This window comes from Bradyrhizobium lablabi (assembly GCF_018131005.1).
GTDB classification, from domain to species: Bacteria; Pseudomonadota; Alphaproteobacteria; order Rhizobiales; family Xanthobacteraceae; genus Bradyrhizobium; species Bradyrhizobium lablabi_D.
In genome coordinates, this window is record NZ_JAFCJK010000033.1 from 1 (window position 1) to 2081 (window position 2081).

1 protein-coding gene is annotated in these 2081 nt (G+C 61.7%); it reads right to left on the reverse strand.

What is annotated here, in order from left to right; genetic code table 11:
• Positions 1–2081, reverse strand: a 2081-nt coding sequence (locus tag JQ553_RS34170) for an AAA family ATPase (RefSeq protein WP_212504470.1), incomplete at both ends; no start/stop codon positions are given.

Consider the following 2081-nt stretch of genomic DNA (forward strand, 5'->3'; position numbering starts at 1 on the left):
ATGCCGAGGTGGCGGAGATAGTCGAGACCGACTGCGATCGCGCGGCTGGCCTGATCCAGGGTCGTGTAAAGATCCACGCGCAGACACGCGACGGTCGCTCGCTCGACCGGATCTGTCGCGTGAGCGGAAAGCGCTTCCAAGCGCTGATCCGCTTCCGCCAGCGCACCGGTCAGGAACTCGCATTCGGCCCGATTCAGTTCCAGCGCGAAGGGGAGCTCGCGCCGGTGCCCCCAGCAATCCTCCGCCAACAACGCGGCACCGGCGATGAGATAGTTCAGCGCCGCGACGTACGCAGTTGAGGCTTTGGCGCGCTCGCCCGCGAGCAGATTGAGCGCGGCGAGCTGCTCGCGCTCCTGCATCGAGGTCATTAAGCTCGCCCCACGATTGAGCTGATTGACGATATCGAAGATCGCCTTTTCCGGTTTTTCGGGAGGCGTATGCGCCGCGAGCAGTCTCCCTATTCGAAGGTGCACTTCGCCGCGCAGTTGCTCCGGGATCAACCCATAGGCGGCCTCCTGAACGCGATCGTGGACGAACCGGTAAGCGCCTGCCACACCCTCGACCAACTCCTGATAGCGGGCCGGCCACAGAATCGTATCGAGCTGCCCCTCCGGAATCCCGAGGACCATCGAAAGTGCTGTGCTCTCAGCAATGTTTCCAAGACAAGCCAGCTGCTGCAATGCATTCTGCGTCTCGGCCGGCAGGCGGGTGAGCTTCCCGACCACAAGATCAACGACGTTGTCGGTGAACCCCTTGGCCTGAATGCGGTCGATATTCCAGGACCAGCGCGCGCCATCATAATCGAATGTGAGTAATCCTTCCTCGACGAGCGAAGACAGGAATTGAATGGCGAAAAACGGATTGCCGCCGGTCTTCACGTGCACCAGCTTCGCAAGCGGCGCAGCGCGCTCAAACTCGCAGTGAAGAGCGTCCGCAACCAACTGCCCAAGGTGCTCTTTGGCGAGCGACGACAGCTTGATCTCCGAGACCTTTCCGCCGGCGGCCTTGATGGCTTCGAGCCTTCTCATTAGCGGATGCGCCGCAGCGACTTCGTTGTCGCGATAGGCACCGATCAGCATGAGATGCTCCAGATCTGGCCGCAGCAAATCCTCCAGCAGATCAAGCGTCGCCGCGTCGACCCACTGCAGGTCGTCGAGGAAGAGAGCCAGTGGCTGGTCCGGCCCGGCAAATGCGCTAATGAAGCGCCGAAATACGAGTTGAAAACGGCTTTGTGCTTGCTGTGGCGGCAACTCAGGAACCGGTGGCTGGTCTCCGATGATTAACTTGAGTTCGGGTATGAGGTCGATCATGAGCCGCCCGTTCGATCCCAGCGCCTCTAAAAGCGCGTGGCGCCAGCTTGCCCACTCGGTGTCGCTCTTGCTGAGGAGAGGCCGAACGAGACTTTGAAAAGCCTCCACGAGTGTCGCGTAAGGGATATCGCGCTTGTACTGGTCGAACTTGCCGGACGCGAACAGGCCGCGCGACGGCACTAGCGCCTTGTGTAGTTCGTCAACGACCGAGGACTTGCCGATGCCCGAATATCCTGAGACCAGCACCAACTCCGGCACACCGGTCTCGATGATGCGATCGAAGCAGGAAAGCAACGTCGCGATCTCACGATCTCGTCCGTACAGCCTTTCGGGGATGAGCAGCTGGTTCGGCGTGTCCTGCAGGCCGAGCGGGAAGTCTTCGATGCGGCTGCGCGCTTCCCATTCCGCCAAGCAGCGTCGCAGATCGCGCTCGACACCGCCGGCGGTCTGGTAACGATCCTCGGGTGTCTTGGCCAGCAGCTTCATGATGATCGTCGAGACGGGCGCTGGGACACTTTCTAACCACTCCCTTGGTGGCACCGGCTGTCTGGCAATATGGCAGTGCACCCACTCCATGGGATCGGCCGCTGTGAAGGGCAGAACGCCCGTGAGCATCTGGTACAGCGTGACGCCGAGGGCGTAGAGATCGCTGCGAGCGTCGATCGAGCGGTTCATCCGCCCGGTTTGTTCGGGCGCCATGTAGGCAAGCGTACCGGCGATGGTCTCGGGCGCCTCAGGCGCCTGCCGTTCGCGGGACAGGCGCGATGCGAT